Genomic DNA, 16,163 nt, shown 5'->3' on the forward strand with positions numbered 1-16,163 from the left:
GCCGGTGATGGCTGAATGGTGCTGTGGACGAGATGACCGGTTTCTCTGGCTCTGCTCGGACCTATCGCTTATTTCCGTCCGAGGAAACCGGTTGACTGGAACTGCTGGCGAACGTTAGGTTGCGGCGCCAGAAGGTGTCAAGGGGTTGGAACGCGCCACCGCCGGACACGCCGAACGGCTCCGGACGCACCGCGCAATGGAGGGGGTCAGATGCCCGAACCGCCCGTCAGGGCCAGGCTGGTTGACGTCGCAGAGGCCTCGGGGGTCTCCAAGGCCACCGTGTCCAAGGTGCTCAACGGCCGCCAGGATCTCTCCGTACGACCGGAGACGCGCAGGCGCATCCACGAGGCCGCCGAAGCGCTCGGCTACCGCCCGCACTCGGGGGCCCGGGCCCTGGCCGGAGCGAGCACGCACGCGCTGGCCCTGCTGGTCCCCGCCCTCGCCAACCCCACCTACGTCACCATCGCCCGCGGCGCCTACCAGCGCGCCCGTGAGCTGGGCTATCTGTCCCTGCTGGCAGAGGACTTCGACGGCCAGGAAGCCGACGAGTCCTTCAACGACCTGGTGCAGGACGGCAGGGTCGACGGACTGCTCATCGCCTCCGCACGCCCCGGTCACCCCCTCCTCGACGCCCTGGGCCGCAGCCGCGTCCCGCACGTCTTCCTGAACCGCTCGGTCGCGGGCTCCGGCCGCAACGTCACCATGGACGTGGCCCGTTCGAGCGTCACCGCCCTCGACCACCTGCACGACCTCGGTCACCGCGCGGTCGGCCATATCGCGGGCCCGCAGGGCATCACTCCCAGTGAGGTCCGCAAGGAGGCGTTCCTGCGGCACGCCCGCGAACTCGGACTGTCCGCCGCGCCGGTGGCGTCCGGGGACTTCACCGAGGACGGCGGTGTGAGCGCGGCCCTGGAGCTGCTGCGTCCGGCCGACGGCGGTACGCGCCCACCGGTCACCGCCCTCTACACCAGCTCTCTCGCCCAGGCGATCGGTGCCATGGCCGCGGTCCGGGACCTCGGCCTGCGGATCCCGGAGGACGTCTCCGTGGTCGGCAACGACGACCTGCCCGTCGCCGGCCACCTCTCGCCCCCGCTGACCACGGTGGCGATGCCCCTGTACGAGCTGGGCACCGCGGCCGTGGAGGCGCTGGTGGCCGCGATCCAGGGGCAGCCCATGGGGGACGTCGTCGTACCCACCGAGCCGCGCCTCGTGCTGCGCGGCTCCACGGCAAGTCCGGGAGAGACTCCATGAGCCGTGCCGGTCTCACACGCTTCACGGGACGTACCGCCCTGCTCACCGCGGCCGCGTCCGGCATCGGCGAGGCCACCGCCCACCGGCTCGCCGCCGAGGGGGCCTCGGTGCTCGTCACCGACGTGGACGGCGAAGGCGCCCGCCGGGTGGCCGAGGAGATCGGCGCCGAAGGCGGCCGGGCCCGGCACCGCGCGCTCGACGTCACCTCGGTCGACGCGTGGACCGAGGCCGTCGAAGACGTGACGTCGTGGACCGGTCACCTCGACGTCCTGCACCTCAACGCCGGGCGCAACCTGCCCGGCGCGGCACACGAGTTGGACGACGCCGCCTGGCACGACCAGCTGCGGCTCTGCCTCGACTCGGTGTTCTACGGCGTACGGGCGACAGTCCCGCTGCTCCGTACCGGCCACGGCGCGGTGGTGATCACCTCCTCCATCCACGCGGCCGTCGGCTTCAAGGGTTTCCCCGCGTACGCGGCGGCCAAGGGCGGTATCGGCGCCCTGGTACGCCAGCTCGCCGTCGAGTACGGCGGACAGATCCGGTTCAACTCGGTCCTCCCCGGCGCGGTGGTCACGGCCCTGTGGGCCCGGACGCCACAGGAATACCGGGACCGGACCGCCGCACGCACACCGGTCGGCCGGCTCGGCACCCCCGAGGACATCGCGGCCGCCGTGGCCTTCTTCGCCTCCGACGACGCCGCCTTCATCACGGGGCAGAACCTGCTCGTGGACGGCGGCCGCAGCATCACTTCCCAGGAGTAGGACGGGACGGGCGCGCGCCGAACGCGCGCGCCGCCGCGCGAACGGCCCGCAGGGCCCCCGCTCCCCCAGCCCCACCGCCCCCTTCCGCTTGTCCGCACCCACGCCCCCGCGCACTCCTTTCACTCACACCCGCACGCACCGGCCGTCGAGCCGTGCACAGGACCCGGAGGTCCGCACCGTGAAGATCACTGGATACGAACTCTTCCTCGTCGAACCACGCTGGCTCTTCCTGCGCGTCGACACCGACGAGGGCATCTCCGGCTGGGGAGAGCCCATCGTCGAGGGCAAGGCGCACACCGTCGCCCAGTGCGTGGAGGAGATGTTCGACTACCTCGTCGGGCAGGACCCGGCCCGTATCGAGGAGCACTGGCAGGTGCTCGCCAAGAGCGGCTTCTACCGCGGGGGCGTCGTGCTCAACAGCGCCCTGGCCGGTATCGACCAGGCGCTGTGGGACATCGCGGGCAAGACCCACGACGTGCCGGTGTACCAGCTGCTCGGCGGCCATGTGCGTGACCGGGTGCGTGTCTACGGCTGGGTCGGCGGGGAGACCCTGGAGGAGCTGGCCGAGTCGGCGGCCGCACAGGTCGCCAAGGGCATGACCGCGGTCAAGCTCAACCCCTGCGGACAGCTGGAGCCGCTCGCCACGGCCGCCGCGATCAACGCCATCGTGGACAGCGTGACCACGGTCCGCGAGGCCATCGGCCCGGACCGTGACGTCGCGCTGGACTTCCACGGCCGCTTCAGCGGCGCGATGTCCCGGCGCGTACTGCCGCTGCTGGAGCCGCTGCTGCCCATGTTCGTCGAGGAACCGGTGCTGCCCGAGTTCACCCAGGACCTGGGGGCCGTGGTGCGTTCCACGTCGATCCCCATCGCGACCGGTGAACGGCTCTTCTCCCGCTGGGACTTCCGCTCCGTACTGTCGGACGGCATCGCCGTCGCGCAGCCCGACATCAGCCACGCCGGGGGCATCTCCGAGACACGACGGATCGCCTCGATGGCGGAGGCGTACGACGTCCTGGTCGCGCCGCACTGCCCGCTCGGCCCGATCGCGCTGGCCGCCAGCCTGCAACTGGACTTCGCCACCCCCAACTTCCTCATCCAGGAGCAGGCGCTCGGCATCGGCTACGGCGACAGCAGTGGACTGCTGGACTACCTCGTGGATCCCGAGACCTTCGCGTTCCGCGACGGCTACATCGAGCGACCGACCGCACCAGGGCTCGGCATCACCATCGACGAGGACGCGGTCCGCGCCGCCGCCGAACGCGGCCACCGCTGGCGCAACCCGGTGTGGCGCAACGCCGACGGCTCGCTGGCCTCCTGGTAGCGACGGCCGGCTCGCCGCACGCAGTGTTCCTCGCTCGCCCCTGCCGCCGCTGATCTCCCCGGAGAACCATGCCTCCCTCCGCTCCGTCCCTGCCCTCAGCCATCGCCCGGAGGTCGTCATGACCTCTCCGTTTCCCGCCCCGGCGCCCCTGTACGAGGACCCCGTCCACGCGGGCCCGACCGATCCCGTCGTCCTGCACGACGGTCGGCGATGGTGGATGTTCTACACACAGCGTCGCGCCGACGCGGTCGCGCCCGGGGTCGCCTGGGTGCACGGCACCGCGATCGGTGTCGCCACCAGCGCCGACGGCCACGACTGGCTCTACCGCGGTGTGCTGGACAGCCTCCCGTTCGAACCGGGGACCAACACGTTCTGGGCTCCGGAGATCGTGCGTGCCCCCGACGGGGTGTTCCACATGTACGTCAGCTACATCAGAGGGGTGCCGGACCGCTGGGAGGGCCACGACCGGCAGATCGTCCACTACACCAGCGGCGACCTGTGGCACTGGGTCCACGTCGGACCGGTGCCGCTCAGCTCCCGCAAGGTCATCGACGCCTGCGTCCACCCACTGCCGGGCGGCTCCGGGTGGCGCATGTGGTACAAGGACGAGGCCCACGGCTCCCACACCTGGGCCGCGGACTCGACCGATCTGTACGACTGGCGGGTGCGGGGCCCGGTCCTGGAGCACCGGCCGCACGAGGGGCCCAACGTCTTCACGCTGGGCGGCCGGTACTGGATGATCGTGGACTGCTGGGACGGCCAGGACGTGTTCCGCTCCACCGACCTCGACGAATGGGTCCCTGCGGGCCGCATCCTCGACGGGTCCGGCACCCGCGAGGACGACCAGGGCGTGGGACACCACGCCGATGTCGTCGCGGGGCCCGACGCGGCCTGGGTCTTCTACTTCACCCACCCCCAGCGGGACACCGCCCCCGATGACGGGCACGGGCCGGGACCGCGCCGCTCGGTCGTGCAGCTGGCGCGCCTCACCGCCGACGGCGACCGGTTGCTGCTCGACCGGGACACCGTGGCCTTCCACGCGCTGCCCCAGCCCTGATACGCGCCGACGCCCTGGTAGGTCCTGGTAGGTCCTGCCGTGCTCCTGGGCGACGTGAGCGGGCGTCGCCCCGGGGCGTGGGCGGTTTCAGACCGTGTTCGCCGAGGCGGCCTTCTCCTGCTCGACGAGTTCCTCGCCGTGGCGCAGGAAGTCGTCGACCATGCGGTGGAAGAGGGAGGCGAGCTGGCGGAGTTCCTCGGGTGACCAGTCGTCCAGGGCCAGTTGCATACCCCGGGCGCCGGCCTCGCGGATGCGGTCGACGGCGTCCTGGCCGGCCTGGGTCAGCTTGATGCGCTGGGCGCGCCGGTCGTCGGGGTCGGGGATGCGGTCCACGTGGCCCGACTTCTGCAGCTGCTGCACCTGGCGGGTGACGTGCGAGGCCTCGACGCCGAGGCGGTTGGCCAGCTCCCCCGGGCGCAGGGGCTCCGAGTCGGCCATCTGTCGCAGCAGCGCCACGGCGGCCCGGTCGAGCGGCACTCCGGCCAGGGCCATCAGGCGTTCGTGCTGCCGGGTTCGGGTGCTCAGATAGGTGATGCGGGTGAGCGCGCGCTCGATCTCGATCACTTCGGCCGAGGCGGGGACGTTGGGGAGCGGTGGTGTGGACATACGGCCCACTTTACCATCTTGTTGCCTAACTCAAGTAAGTTCTCCGGTCGCCGTTCGCGCGCGCTTCGGCAGCCTGAGGACGAACGTCGTCGAGCCGGGCTCGCTGGTCAGGTCGATCGTGCCGCCGTGCGCCGCGACCAGGGAGCGGGCGACGGCGAGGCCCAGGCCGCTGCCGCCGCGGTCGCGGCTGCGGGCCTTGTCGACCCGGTAGAAGCGGTCGAAGACCCGGTCCCGGTCGGCGGCCGGGATCCCCGGCCCGGAGTCGGTGACCCTGACCACGGCCGTGCCGTCCGCGCCTTCCCCGGCCGGCTGTTCCGTGGTCACCTCGATGGCCACCTTCGTGCCCGCCGGGGTGTGCACGGCGGCATTGGTGAGCAGGTTGTCCAGGACCTGCCGGATACGCAGGGGGTCGATGCGCAGCCGTGCGGGGTCGGAGCCCGCCGTCACGGTCAGCGGGTGGTCCGGGCGGCCCGCGCGGAACGCGTCCGCGGCCTGGCGGACCAGCTCGGCGAGGTCCGCGTCCTCCGGCCGCAGCGGCGTCTCGACGTCGGCGGCGTCCAGGCGGGCGAGCAGCAGCAGGTCGTCCAGCAGGATCCCCATGCGCGCGGCCTCGGCGCGCAGCCGCGCCAGGTGTCTGTCCCGCTCCTCGGGTTCGTTGGCGGCGGCGTACTGGAACAGGTCGGCGTAGCCGCGCACCGACATCAGGGGTGTGCGCAGTTCGTGCGAGGCGTCCGCGACGAAACGGCGCAGCCGCTGCTCGGCCTCGGTGCGGACGGCGAGCGCGTCGTCGATGTGCTCCAGCATCCTGTTGAAGGCGGTGCGCAGTTCCTCGACCTCGGGTCCGCCCTTCCCGCCGTCGGCGCGCACCGGCAGTCGCGCCGAGTCCGTCGTCAGGTCGTGCGAGGTGATGTCGCGGGCGGTGTGCGCCATGTCGCCGATCGGCTTCAGCCCCCGCCGCAGCAGCGACCGTCCGAACACCACGAGCGCCAGCAGCGCCAGGGCGAAGGTGACCACCTGGATCGTGATCAGCTGCCCGACGGTGTCCTCGATGTCCTGCATGGGCGCGCCGCTGACGAGGACGACTCCCGGTTCCACCTCGCAGGCGCGCAGCCGGTACTGGCCGTCGCCGTTGAGGTGCACGGTGCGGATGATCTCCGTGTCCGTGGCGGCCTGGGCCCGGGCCAGAGACGTGAGGTCGTCGACGTCCTGCGGCAGGTCGCCGGGGTCCTCCGGCTTGCGCAGGGCGGGAGTGCCGTCCGACACGTCGTACACGGCGTAGTACCAGCGGTAGTACTTCTTCCCCTGGAGCGTGCCGTGGTCCGCGATGCTCTTGGACTGGGCCCCCTGGGCGAGCTTCAGCTGATCGTTGAGCTGGGCCGACAGGTAGTCCCGCATGTACGTCGTCAGGGCCGTGCCGACGACGGCGAACACCACCAGGGAGAGAACCCCGAGGCCCAGCGCCAGGCGGGTACCCAGGGGCATCCGGTGGTAGAACCGCTTCAGCCGGCCGGTCACTGGGTGACCTGCCGTACGACGTAGCCGACGCCGCGGACGGTGTGGATCAGGGGCGTGGCGCTGTCGTCGATGCCGTCGAGCTTGCGGCGCAGCCGGCTGACGACCAGCTCCACCACGTTGGAGCGCCCGCCGAACCCGTACTCCCAGACGTGGTCGAGGATCTGCGCCTTGGTGAGCACGGTCGGCGACTTGCGCATCAGATAGCGCAGCACCTCGTACTCGGTGGGGGTGAGCGTGAGCAGTTTGTCGCCGCGCCGGACCTCGCGGGTGTCCTCGTCCATGGTCAGGTCGGCGACCTGGAGCACGGACCGCTGGAAGCCGGGGCCCGTGCTGCGGCGCAGCACGGTGCGCAGCCGGGCCATGAGCTCCTCCACCGCGAACGGCTTGACCAGATAGTCGTCGCCGCCCCGGGTGAGGCCCGCGACACGGTCGGCGACGCCGTCGCGCGCGGTCAGGAACACCACGGGCACCATGGTCCCCGACGCCCTCAGCCGGTCGAGCACGCCGAAGCCGTCGAGGTCGGGGAGCATCAGGTCGAGCACCACGATGTCGGGGCGGAACTCGCCGGCGCGGCGCAGCGCCTCCTCGCCCGAGTTCGCCGTGACCGCGTCCCAGCCCTCGTAGCGGGCGACCGTCGCCACGAGATCAGCGATGGGCGGGTCGTCGTCCACCACGAGGAGTCGCACTCTTTCCACGTGCTCATACTGCTTCACGTCCTTCATGAGGCCATAGCGGGCCCCCACTTGGACCGGCCGGAAGCACATCGCTAAGAACTTGAAAGTTAACCGACAGCAAAACGACAGCTCTGACCAGGCAGGCTCGGTATCCCCACGATCCGAGTCGAGGAGTTTGTGTCCGTGACGACTGTCCAAAGCGTGGCGCCGCCTCCCACAGCATCGATACGCCCCAGGGTGGTGGCCCGCACGGGCCTGTACGCCGTGCTGGCCGCCAACGTGGCCGTGGTTGCCTACTTCTTCGTCCGGGCCGGGTTCGCCTCGAACACCCTCATCGTGCTGGGCCGGCTGACCGGTCTGTACGGCGCGCTCCTGATGGCCTTCCAGCTGCTGCTCGTGGCGCGGCTGCCGTGGCTCGACCGCCGCATCGGCATGGACCGGCTGACCTCCTGGCACCGCTGGGTCGGCTTCGGCATCCTGTGGACGCTGCTCGCGCACGCCGTCTTCATCACCTTCGGCTACGCCGAGTCGTCCTCCCTGGACCCGGTGAACCAGCTGGTCGACCTCGCCGAGACCGTCGAGGGCGTGCTGCGGGCGGTCGTCGCGCTGGGGATCGTCATCGTCGTCGGCGCCGTCTCGGGCCGCTTCGCCCGGCGCCGGCTGGCCTACGAGACGTGGCACTTCATCCACCTGTACACCTACGTCGCCGTGGTGCTGGCGTTCACGCACCAGGTCGCGGCCGGGACGACGTTCACCTCGTCGGCGGCGGCCAGGACGTACTGGTACGGCGTGTGGGGCGTGGCCCTCGCCTCGGTGTTCGTGGGCCGGCTGGTGCTCCCGCTGTGGCGGAACTGGCGTCACCAGCTGCGGGTCACCGCGGTCGTCCCCGAGGCCGACAACGTGGTCTCCATCTACATGACCGGCAAGGACCTCGACCGCATGCCCGCCCGGGCCGGCCAGTTCTTCCTGTGGCGCTTCCTGACCCGGGACCGCTGGTGGCAGGCCAACCCGTTCTCCCTGTCGGCCGCGCCCGACGGCCGTACGCTGCGGCTGACCGCCAAGGCGGCCGGCGACGGCAGTGCCGCCCTCAGGCACGTGAAGGTCGGCACGCGCGTCTTCGCCGAGGGCCCCTACGGCGCCTTCACCGCGATGCACCGCACCCGGCCGGAGGCCCTGCTCATCGCCGGCGGCGTGGGCGTCACCCCGATCCGCGCGCTGCTGGAGGAGCTGCACGGCCACGCCGTGGTCATCTACCGGGTGGCCACGGACCGGGACGCGGTCCTCTACGACGAGCTGCGGGAGCTCGCCCACGCCAAGGGCGCCGAGCTGCACCTGGTGACCGGGCCGGTCAGCCCCGACAAGCTGGCGTCGGGTGAGCTCGTGAAGCTCGTGCCGGACGTCGCGGACCGGGACGTGTTCCTGTGCGGACCGCCTCCGATGATGAACGCCGTCCTCGGCAGCCTGCGCGAGCTGGGCGTGCCCAAGCCGCAGATCCACTTCGAGCGTTTCAGCCTGGCCGGTTGAGGGAGACGGGGAGAACACCGTGAAGCGAGCACTGCCTGTCCTGGCCCTGACCATCGCGGGCCTGGTCCCGGTGTGGCGTTACGCGCCGTCGACCGGCACGACGACCACCGGGACCGCCGCGCCGGCCTCGACACCCTCCGCGTCCTCCTCCCCCGGTTCCTCGACCCGGGTGGTCTCGGGCTCCACCGTGAACACCGAGAAGGGCGAGGTACAGGTCCAGGTGACCTTCGACGGCGAGAAGATCACCGCCGTCACGATGCTCAAGCAGCCGAATCACCCGCAGACCACGGCCGCCGTACCGAAGCTGGTCGAGGAGACGCTGACGGCACAGAGCGCCGACATCGACACCGTCTCCGGCGCCACGATCACCAGCGACGGCTACAAGGAGTCCCTCCAGGCCGCGATCGACGCGAGCGACGCCTGACGTGCGGCGCGTCGAACACGTCATGGGGCTCCCGGTGTCGCTGCGGGTCGACGACGAGGACGTCGCCGAGGAGGCGGTGGACGCGGTGTTCGCCTGGCTGCACGAGGTCGACGCCCGGTTCAGCCCCTTCAGGCCCGACAGCGAGGTGTCCCGGCTGGACCGGGGCCAGCTGTCGGGCGACGACCTCAGCGCGGACCTGCGCGAGGTGCTCGGCCTGTGCGAGCACTACCGGGCGGCGACCGGTGGCGCGTTCGACGTGCGGTTGCCCGGTCGCGGGCTCGACCCGTGCGCGGTGGTGAAAGGCTGGTCGGTGCAGCGGGCCGCGGAGCTGTTGACGGCGGCGGGCGCGGAGCGGTTCTGCCTCAACGCCGGCGGAGACGTGGTCGCGACCGACGGCCCGTGGCGGGTCGGCGTACGCCACCCAGAGCGGGCCGACCGGCTGTGCACGGTGCTGGAGATCACCGACGGCGCGGTGGCGACCTCCGCGCGGTACGAGCGCGGCGACCACATCCTCGACGGGCGCACCGGCCGTCCGGCCACCGGTCTGCTGAGCATGACCGTCGTGGCGCCGTCGCTGACCGAGGCGGACTCGGTCGCGACTGCGGCGTTCGCGATGGGCGCGGAGGGCGTCGAGTGGGCGGCGTCCCGCGAGGGCTGCGAGGTGTTCGCCGTGGACGACGAGAGGCGGGTGTTCCGGACTCCGGGGCTGCCCGTGGCGGCCTGAGACGGATACCCGGCGGACTGAGACGGATGACCGGCGCACTGATTCTTGACGTCATCAATCATCGAAGAACAGAATGATTGACCAGATCAAGAAGGCCGGGTGTGCCCCTCGCGCTGCGCCGCGCGGCCCGGACGTCAGCTCGACCGGAGGAGCCGCATGTCCCTTCTCGCCCGGCCCGCGGTGGCCTCCTTCGCCGCCAGGACGATGCAGCATGCCCTTGCCCTGGCGGCCCGCCGCCGCAGCGGGCCCGGCTCCAGGGCCGCCTGGCTGGAGCGCCTGCCCGAGTTCCCGCGCGACACCCGCGAGCTGACGATCCCGACATCGGTCGCCCCGGCCCCGGCCGTGGTCCACGTGCCCGACTCCCCCGAAGGCGTGCTGCCCCCCGTCCACGTCAACTTCCACGGCGGGGGCTTCGTCCTGCCGGGAGCGGAGATGGACGACGCGCTGTGCCGCTGCCTCGCCGCGCAAGCGGGCGTGGCCGTGGTCAACGTGGAGTACGCCGTCGCCCCGCAGCACCCGTTCCCCGCACCGCCCCGACAGGCGTACGAGATCGTCCGCTGGGTCGCGGAGCACGGAGCCGAGCAGGGCTGGGACGGCAGCCGGCTCACCGTGGGCGGCCAGAGCGCCGGCGGCGCCCTCGCGGCGGCGGTGGCCCGCCAGGCCTTCGAGGAGGGCGGACCGTCGATCGCGCTCCAGGTCCTCCACTACCCGCCGCTCGACCTCGCCACCAACGCCCGGGACAAACGCGCCGCCATCGCCAAGCCGATGCTGCGCCCCTGGCTGGGCGACATCTTCGACAGCGCGTACGTACCGGATCCGCGCCGGCGATCCGATCGCCTGATCTCCCCGGCGGGCGCCGCGGACAGCACCGACCTCACGGGGATCGCCCCGGCGCTCGTCATCACCGCGGCGTACGACCTCCTCCGCGCGGAGGGCACGCGCTACGCCGAGCGACTGGACAAGGCGGGGGCGCTGGTCGAACACCACGACGTCCCCAAGGTCGACCACGGCTACGACCTCAACGACGCCGAGGCGGCCCGGCCGGTCTACGCCCTGATCGCGGACCATGTGCGCAGGGCCACCGAGGCGAAGGCGGGCGCGGACGAGTGAGCCCGTCCGCGCGGCGGACCAAGTGGGCCGGGTGGGCCGGGAGCGGCGTCCTCAACCGGTGGTGACCAGGTTCTCCGGCGTGCCGCCGCGCGACGTCTGCCGCGCGCCGCGCAGGGCGGCGAGGCCGATGAAGACCATGGACGACAGTCCGGCCAGCGCGAACGCGGTGAAGCCCCAGTCGCCCTGGTTCGCGGCGAGGAGCTGGCCGCCGAGCCACGGGCCGAAGACGGCACCGAAGCGGCCCATGCCGGAGGTCCAGCCGACGGCGGTGGCCCGGTTGTCGGGGGTGGACCGGATCGAGACCGTCGCGTAGATCATGGCCTGGGCGCTGTTGAGGAACACGCCGGTGAGGAAGACCACCGTGAAGGTCAGCGCCGTCGGCATGTGGACGCTGAGCAGGAAGACGCCCGCGGCGGTCAACGCGAACCAGACGGAGGAGACGCGCGGGGCGCCGAAACGATCCGAGGCGCGGCCGGCGACGAGCATGCCCACGATGCCGCCGAGGTTGAACAGGACGACGAAGGTCAGGGCGGAGCCGAGCTCGTAGCCCTCGCCGCGCATCAGCGTGGGCAGCCAGGTGGCGACGCCGTACACGAGCAGCAGACCGCCGAAGGAGGCCAGCCAGTACAGCAGGGTCTGGACCCACTCGCCGCCGCGGAACAGATTGACGAGGGAGGTCCAGCGGTCGGCGGCGGCCCGTCGGCCGGACGCGGCGGCGGGCAGCCCGACCTCGTAGCGGCGGGCCAGCTCGCGGGCCTCCTCGGTACGGCCCTTGGCGACCAGGAAGCTCAGCGACTCGGGCAGGAGCCTGGCGAGCACGGGGACGAAGAGCAGCGGCGCCACACAGATCCAGAAGGCGGCGCGCCAGCCGAGCGGTTCGACGACCCACAGAGCCACGTAGGCGGAGAGGATGCCGCCGGCGTGGTGGGCGGTCATCAGCGCGCCGACGGTGAGCGCGCCGCGGCCCCGCGGGGCGTAGTCGGAGACCATGCTGATCGCGGTGGGCAGCAGGCCGCCGAGACCGACACCGGCGAGGGTGCGACCGAGGCCGAAGACCGCGACGCTGCCGGAGATCGCGCAGAGCCCGGAGGCCAGTGAGAAGAGCGTCACGCAGGCGACCATCAGCTTCTTGCGGCCGATGCGGTCGGCGACCGTCCCCGCGGTCAGGGCGCCGACCAGCATGCCGAAGGTGGCGTAGCTGCCCAGGTCCCCGGCCTGGTCCGGGGTGATCCCGAGGATCTTCCGCTCCAGCATGTGCGGCAGCACCGAGCCGTAGACGAACATGTCGAGGCCGTCGAACAGCACGGCCAGCCAGCACAGTCCGACGACCAGAACGGCCAGCCGGCCGCCGCGAGCGGACGGGGAGGGAGCGGAGGGCATCGTTGTTTTCCTCTCGTCCAGGAGGGGTGCCCTGGAGTGGGTCTGGGTGCACCAGACGCTAAAAACGCCGGAGAAGAGAGTCAACATTTTTGTCAACAATCACAGCGACAATTAAGTCGACGCCGAACGCCCCAACAACCTCGGCGGACCGTCAGGCGACTGGCGGTGTGCCGTGGGTGTGGAAGGACTCGATGGTCTTCAGGCCCCAGGCCTGGCCCTTCTTCCGCTCTTCCTCGGTCCAGGTGATCAGCGGCCAGTCGGGGGCGAGCACCAGACGGGTGAGCGGGTTGCACAGCTCGACGCGGTTGCCGCCCGGCTCGTAGACGTACAGGAAGAACGTCTGCTGGATGGCGTGCTTGTGGGGGCCCGTCTCGATGAACACACCGGTGTCCAGGGCGAGATCGGCGGCGCGCAGGATGTCCTCGCGGGTGTCGGTGGCGAACGCGATGTGGTGCAGCCTGTCGCGCGAGCCCGTCCAGTCCTCGGTGTAGACGACGTCGTACGACTTGTTGGTGAACGTCAGCCACTTCGCGGCGATCCTGCCCGTGTCGAGCTGGATCTGCTCGGTGGGCCGGGCGCCGAGGACGTGCTGGTGGAAGTCGGCGTTCGCGGCGACGTCCGCCGCCAGGTAGTTGACGTGGTCGAGGCGGCGTACGCCCACGCCGTGACCCGGCTTGGCCTGCGGCTGGTTCTTCAGGCCCGGCCTGAGCTCGTCCGGGCACCGGTACCACTCGGACTCCCAGTACAGGGCGATCTCGTGGCCGTCGGGGTCCGTGGTGACGTACAGCGGTCCGAGGCCCGGCTCGTCCTCGGCCCAGCGGCCCTGGTGACCCGCGGACTCCAACTCCTTGACCCGGCGTCGCAGGGCCTCCTCGCTGGAGGCCCGCAGCGCGGTGCGGCGGATGCCGGAGGTCTCGTGCGCGGTGAGGACCAGGCTGTGGTGCTCGTAGTCGTCCCAGGTCCGCAGGTAGACCGAGTCGCCGCGCCGTCCGCTGACCGTCAGGCCGAGGTAGTCGGTGAAGAACGCCAGGCTGCGGTCCGGCTCCGGGGTCAGCAGTTCGACGTGCCCGAGGTGGGCGATGTCTCCGAGCGGCGGAGTCATCCGGTTCTCCTTAGGGGCGTTCGGGCGCGGGGGCGGGCGCGGGTACGGATGCGGATTGCGGTACCCGGGGGGATGCGGATGCGGGTGGCTGCGGTACAGGGGTGGTGCCGGCCGGGCGGGCGAAGACCGTGCCGTCGAAGATCTTGCGTGCCGTGCGGACGACGGCGGTGCGGCGGGCCACCGGGGGCGTGCGCGCGCCCGGAACGCCCTGCTCGACACCGGCCTCGATGTCGAGGTGGCCGGTGGGGTGTTCGATGCGCAGCCGGTCCCCCTCGTCGGGGAGCCGGGCGATGCCCTCGCCGACCCCGCCCGCCAGGCGCAGCCCGGCGGCGACACTCGCGGCGCCCAGGACACCGATGGAGGTGTGGCAGCGCACCGGGATGAACGTGCGCGTCATGACCGCGCCGCCGTGCCGGGGTGGCGCCAGCAGGCTGAGTTTGGGCACAGTGGTGCCCTCGACGTCGCCGAGCCCCATGATCCGGCCGGCCTCCAGCCGGATCTCGTGGAGCCGGTCGGCCAACGCCATGTCCTTCTCCAGATCCGCGGGATCCTCGTAGCCGGTGGCCTTCAGCGCGGAGGCGGCGATCAGCACCGTCGGCATGCCGTTGTCGACACACGTCACCGGTGTTCCGGCCACGATGTCGCGGACGTTCCCGGTGGGCAACAACGGCCCGCCGCCCGGCGGAAACCCGATCACCACCGGAGCGGCGGTCCCGGGCACGCCGGAGATCTCCACGGTGCCGGTGTACGCGACCCGCCCGCCGGGGGTGGGGAACGTCGCGGTGGCCAGTCCCCCGGTGTTGAGCATGCGGATGCGCACCGAGCTCTCGACGTCCCCGGGTGCCACCAGGCCGCGTTCGACGGCGAAGGGGCCGACCCCGGCGAGCAGGTTGCCGCAGTTCTGACGGTCGGTCACCTCCGGCCGGTCCACCGCGACTTGGAGGAACAGGTAGTCGACGTCCGCATCGGGGTCGGACGAGACGGAGACCACGGCCACCTTGCTGGTGAGGGGGTGGGCCCCGCCGAGGCCGTCGATCTGGCGGGGGTCGGGGCTGCCCATGACCCGCAGCAGCAGGCCGTCGCGGGCGGCGGGGTCGGCGGGCAGGTCCTCGGCGAGGAAGTAGGCGCCCTTGGAGGTTCCGCCGCGCATGAGCATGCAGCGCACCTCCTCGGGCGGCGGGGTCACGGCCGGTCTCCGTCGCGCGTGTGGTCGTCGTACGACACGTACGTCACCCCCAGCCGGGCGAGCGTCTCGCGCAACCCGTAGCGGTCCAGGCCGAGTTGCCCCTCCAGGAACGCCGCCCGGGACGCGGCCTCCTTCGCCTCGCGGGCCTCGGACGCCTCGGCCGCCCGGCGAGCCCGCTCGCGGGGCACGCAGACCACTCCGTCGTCGTCGGCGAGGATGACGTCGCCGGGTCGGATCACCTGGCCGCCCATGACCACGGGCACGTTGACCGAGCCACCGGTCGCCTTGACGGTGCCCTGCGGGCTGACGGCCGCGGCCCACGCGGGGAAGCCCATCTCGCGCAGTTCGGCGGTGTCCCGGATGCCCGCGTTGATGACGAGGCCGCGTACGCCGCGCCGCCCGAGCGCCGTGGCGAAGAGTTCGCCGAACATGCCGTCGGTGGAGGGCGAGGTGGTGGTGACCACGAGGATGTCGCCCTCGCCGCACTGCTCGACGGCGGCGTGGATCATGAGGTTGTCGCCGGGCCAGGAGAGCACCGTGACGGCGGTGCCCGCGACCCGGGTGTCCTGCTGGATCGGGCGGAGGTGGGTGCCGAGCAGTCCGGTGCGGCCCATCGCCTCGTGCACGGTCGCGACACCGAAGCCCGCGAGCGCCTCGACGTCCTTCGCGTCCGCCTTCGGCGGATTGGTGACGATCACACCGCTCATCAGTCCAGCACCTCCGTGACCTGCGGGTAGGGACGCATGTACGCCTCGGCCATCGTCCTGTGGGTGAGGCCCAGGTTGGGGCCGGCGTTGCGTTTGAGCTGGACGCCGCGGCGAACGGCGAGGTCGGTGTAGTAGTCCCACAGGTGCCGCTGGGCGGCCAGGCACTCCATGGCCTTGCGCTTGGTGTCCCACACGGCGGTGATGTCGAGGAGCACCTCGGGTTTGAAGCCGCACATCTCGGGCTGGTGCGGTTCGAAGAAGAACACCGGCGGTGCGCCGATGATCTCGCCCTCGGCCGGGTAGCCGACGGCCTGGGCGAGGACCCGCGCGTCCAGGGCCATGCGGGCCGCCGCCGGGTGGTCGCCGTTGTACGGGTCGTCGAGCGGGTGGGTGAGGACGACGTCGGGCTGGGTCCGCCGGCAAAGGATCACCAGGCGGTCCGTCAACTCCGGCGTGGAGACCAGTGGATAGTCACCGGCGTCGAAGAAGACGACCTCCGCGCCCAGGGTGGCCGCGGCCTTCTCGGCCTCCTCCCGGCGTATCCCCTTGATCTCCTCGAGCTTCTTGCCCTCACGCCACGCCTTGGCCGACTCCCCGCGCTCACCGAAGGTCAGGCAGGCGATCGTGACCTTCACCCCGCGCGAGGCGGCCAGAGCGATGGCCCCACCGGCCCGCCACACGAAGTCCCCGGCGTGCGCGGTGACGACGAGGGTGGAGCGTGGCGGTCGGGGGCCGGCGGGTGCTGCGCCTTGCGTCATTGCTTGGGTCCTCCTCTGGACAGGGGGCGCGCCCCTGGAAGGGGCGCGGGGAACTGCGCG

Annotated in this window: 16 protein-coding genes; 8 read left to right on the forward strand and 8 right to left on the reverse strand. The window is 71.8% G+C overall.

Annotated elements, in window-relative coordinates; translation table 11 throughout:
- Positions 1–210 precede the first annotated feature (210 nt).
- The 4 genes from AB0959_RS34890 to AB0959_RS34905 all read left to right on the forward strand — a co-directional run bounded on the left by AB0959_RS34890 (position 211) and on the right by AB0959_RS34905 (position 4,393).
- On the forward strand, positions 211–1,251 hold the full coding sequence (locus AB0959_RS34890) for a LacI family DNA-binding transcriptional regulator (protein WP_366830729.1): 1,041 nt from the start codon (positions 211–213) through the stop codon (positions 1,249–1,251).
- Positions 1,248–2,012, forward strand: a complete 765-nt coding sequence (locus tag AB0959_RS34895; RefSeq protein WP_366830730.1) for an SDR family NAD(P)-dependent oxidoreductase — start codon at positions 1,248–1,250, stop codon at positions 2,010–2,012. Before AB0959_RS34890 ends, AB0959_RS34895 begins: the two co-directional genes overlap by 4 nt.
- A 178-nt stretch (positions 2,013–2,190) precedes the next feature.
- Complete coding sequence (gene dgoD / locus AB0959_RS34900) at positions 2,191–3,336, forward strand: galactonate dehydratase (protein ID WP_366830731.1); 1,146 nt, start codon at positions 2,191–2,193, stop codon at positions 3,334–3,336.
- 118 nt (positions 3,337–3,454) lie between these two features.
- Positions 3,455–4,393, forward strand: a complete 939-nt coding sequence (locus AB0959_RS34905) for a glycosyl hydrolase (protein WP_366830732.1) — start codon at positions 3,455–3,457, stop codon at positions 4,391–4,393.
- A gap of 87 nt (positions 4,394–4,480) precedes the next feature.
- On the opposite strand, the gene AB0959_RS34910 is transcribed toward AB0959_RS34905, so the two are convergent.
- The 3 genes from AB0959_RS34910 to AB0959_RS34920 are packed head-to-tail and all read right to left on the reverse strand — an operon-like array spanning position 4,481 to position 7,209.
- Positions 4,481–4,999 (reverse strand): MarR family transcriptional regulator, encoded by a 519-nt coding sequence (locus AB0959_RS34910; RefSeq protein WP_366830733.1) that lies wholly within the window; start codon positions 4,997–4,999, stop codon positions 4,481–4,483.
- A gap of 30 nt (positions 5,000–5,029) precedes the next feature.
- Entirely contained in the window at positions 5,030–6,514 is a 1,485-nt protein-coding gene (locus AB0959_RS34915) for a HAMP domain-containing sensor histidine kinase (protein ID WP_366830734.1), read from the reverse strand.
- Positions 6,511–7,209, reverse strand: coding sequence for a response regulator transcription factor (locus tag AB0959_RS34920; protein ID WP_366830735.1), 699 nt, complete (start codon positions 7,207–7,209; stop codon positions 6,511–6,513). The genes AB0959_RS34915 and AB0959_RS34920 overlap by 4 nt, the downstream gene beginning before the upstream one ends.
- A gap of 162 nt (positions 7,210–7,371) precedes the next feature.
- Here AB0959_RS34920 and AB0959_RS34925 point away from each other — a divergent pair, with 162 nt between their 5' ends.
- The 4 genes from AB0959_RS34925 (at position 7,372) to AB0959_RS34940 (ending at position 10,970) form a co-directional block, all read left to right on the forward strand.
- Positions 7,372–8,712: a ferredoxin reductase family protein gene (locus AB0959_RS34925; RefSeq protein ID WP_366830736.1), complete on the forward strand. Its 1,341-nt coding sequence runs from the start codon at positions 7,372–7,374 to the stop codon at positions 8,710–8,712.
- Positions 8,713–8,731: 19 nt separating this feature from the next.
- Positions 8,732–9,136: an FMN-binding protein gene (locus AB0959_RS34930; protein ID WP_366830737.1), complete on the forward strand. Its 405-nt coding sequence runs from the start codon at positions 8,732–8,734 to the stop codon at positions 9,134–9,136.
- A gap of 1 nt (position 9,137) precedes the next feature.
- Positions 9,138–9,860, forward strand: coding sequence for an FAD:protein FMN transferase (locus AB0959_RS34935; RefSeq protein WP_366830738.1), 723 nt, complete (start codon positions 9,138–9,140; stop codon positions 9,858–9,860).
- Positions 9,861–10,016: 156 nt separating this feature from the next.
- Positions 10,017–10,970 (forward strand): alpha/beta hydrolase, encoded by a 954-nt coding sequence (locus tag AB0959_RS34940; protein WP_366830739.1) that lies wholly within the window; start codon positions 10,017–10,019, stop codon positions 10,968–10,970.
- Between the two features lie 51 nt (positions 10,971–11,021).
- On the opposite strand, the gene AB0959_RS34945 is transcribed toward AB0959_RS34940, so the two are convergent.
- The 5 genes from AB0959_RS34945 to AB0959_RS34965 all read right to left on the reverse strand — a co-directional run bounded on the left by AB0959_RS34945 (position 11,022) and on the right by AB0959_RS34965 (position 16,103).
- Positions 11,022–12,350 (reverse strand): aromatic acid/H+ symport family MFS transporter, encoded by a 1,329-nt coding sequence (locus tag AB0959_RS34945; RefSeq protein WP_366830740.1) that lies wholly within the window; start codon positions 12,348–12,350, stop codon positions 11,022–11,024.
- Positions 12,351–12,501: 151 nt separating this feature from the next.
- Positions 12,502–13,452 (reverse strand): catechol 2,3-dioxygenase, encoded by a 951-nt coding sequence (locus tag AB0959_RS34950; protein ID WP_366830741.1) that lies wholly within the window; start codon positions 13,450–13,452, stop codon positions 12,502–12,504.
- Positions 13,453–13,462: 10 nt separating this feature from the next.
- Positions 13,463–14,608 carry a 4-oxalomesaconate tautomerase gene (locus AB0959_RS34955; protein ID WP_366830781.1) on the reverse strand — a complete coding sequence of 382 codons (1,146 nt, stop codon included), beginning with the start codon at positions 14,606–14,608 and terminating at the stop codon, positions 13,463–13,465.
- 26 nt (positions 14,609–14,634) lie between these two features.
- Positions 14,635–15,345 carry a 4-carboxy-4-hydroxy-2-oxoadipate aldolase/oxaloacetate decarboxylase gene (locus AB0959_RS34960; protein WP_366830742.1) on the reverse strand — a complete coding sequence of 237 codons (711 nt, stop codon included), beginning with the start codon at positions 15,343–15,345 and terminating at the stop codon, positions 14,635–14,637.
- Positions 15,345–16,103 (reverse strand): PIG-L deacetylase family protein, encoded by a 759-nt coding sequence (locus tag AB0959_RS34965; protein ID WP_366830743.1) that lies wholly within the window; start codon positions 16,101–16,103, stop codon positions 15,345–15,347. Before AB0959_RS34965 ends, AB0959_RS34960 begins: the two co-directional genes overlap by 1 nt.
- Positions 16,104–16,163 lie beyond the last annotated feature (60 nt).

This window comes from Streptomyces sp. NPDC046862 (assembly GCF_040704615.1).
Taxonomy (GTDB): Bacteria; Actinomycetota; Actinomycetes; order Streptomycetales; family Streptomycetaceae; genus Streptomyces.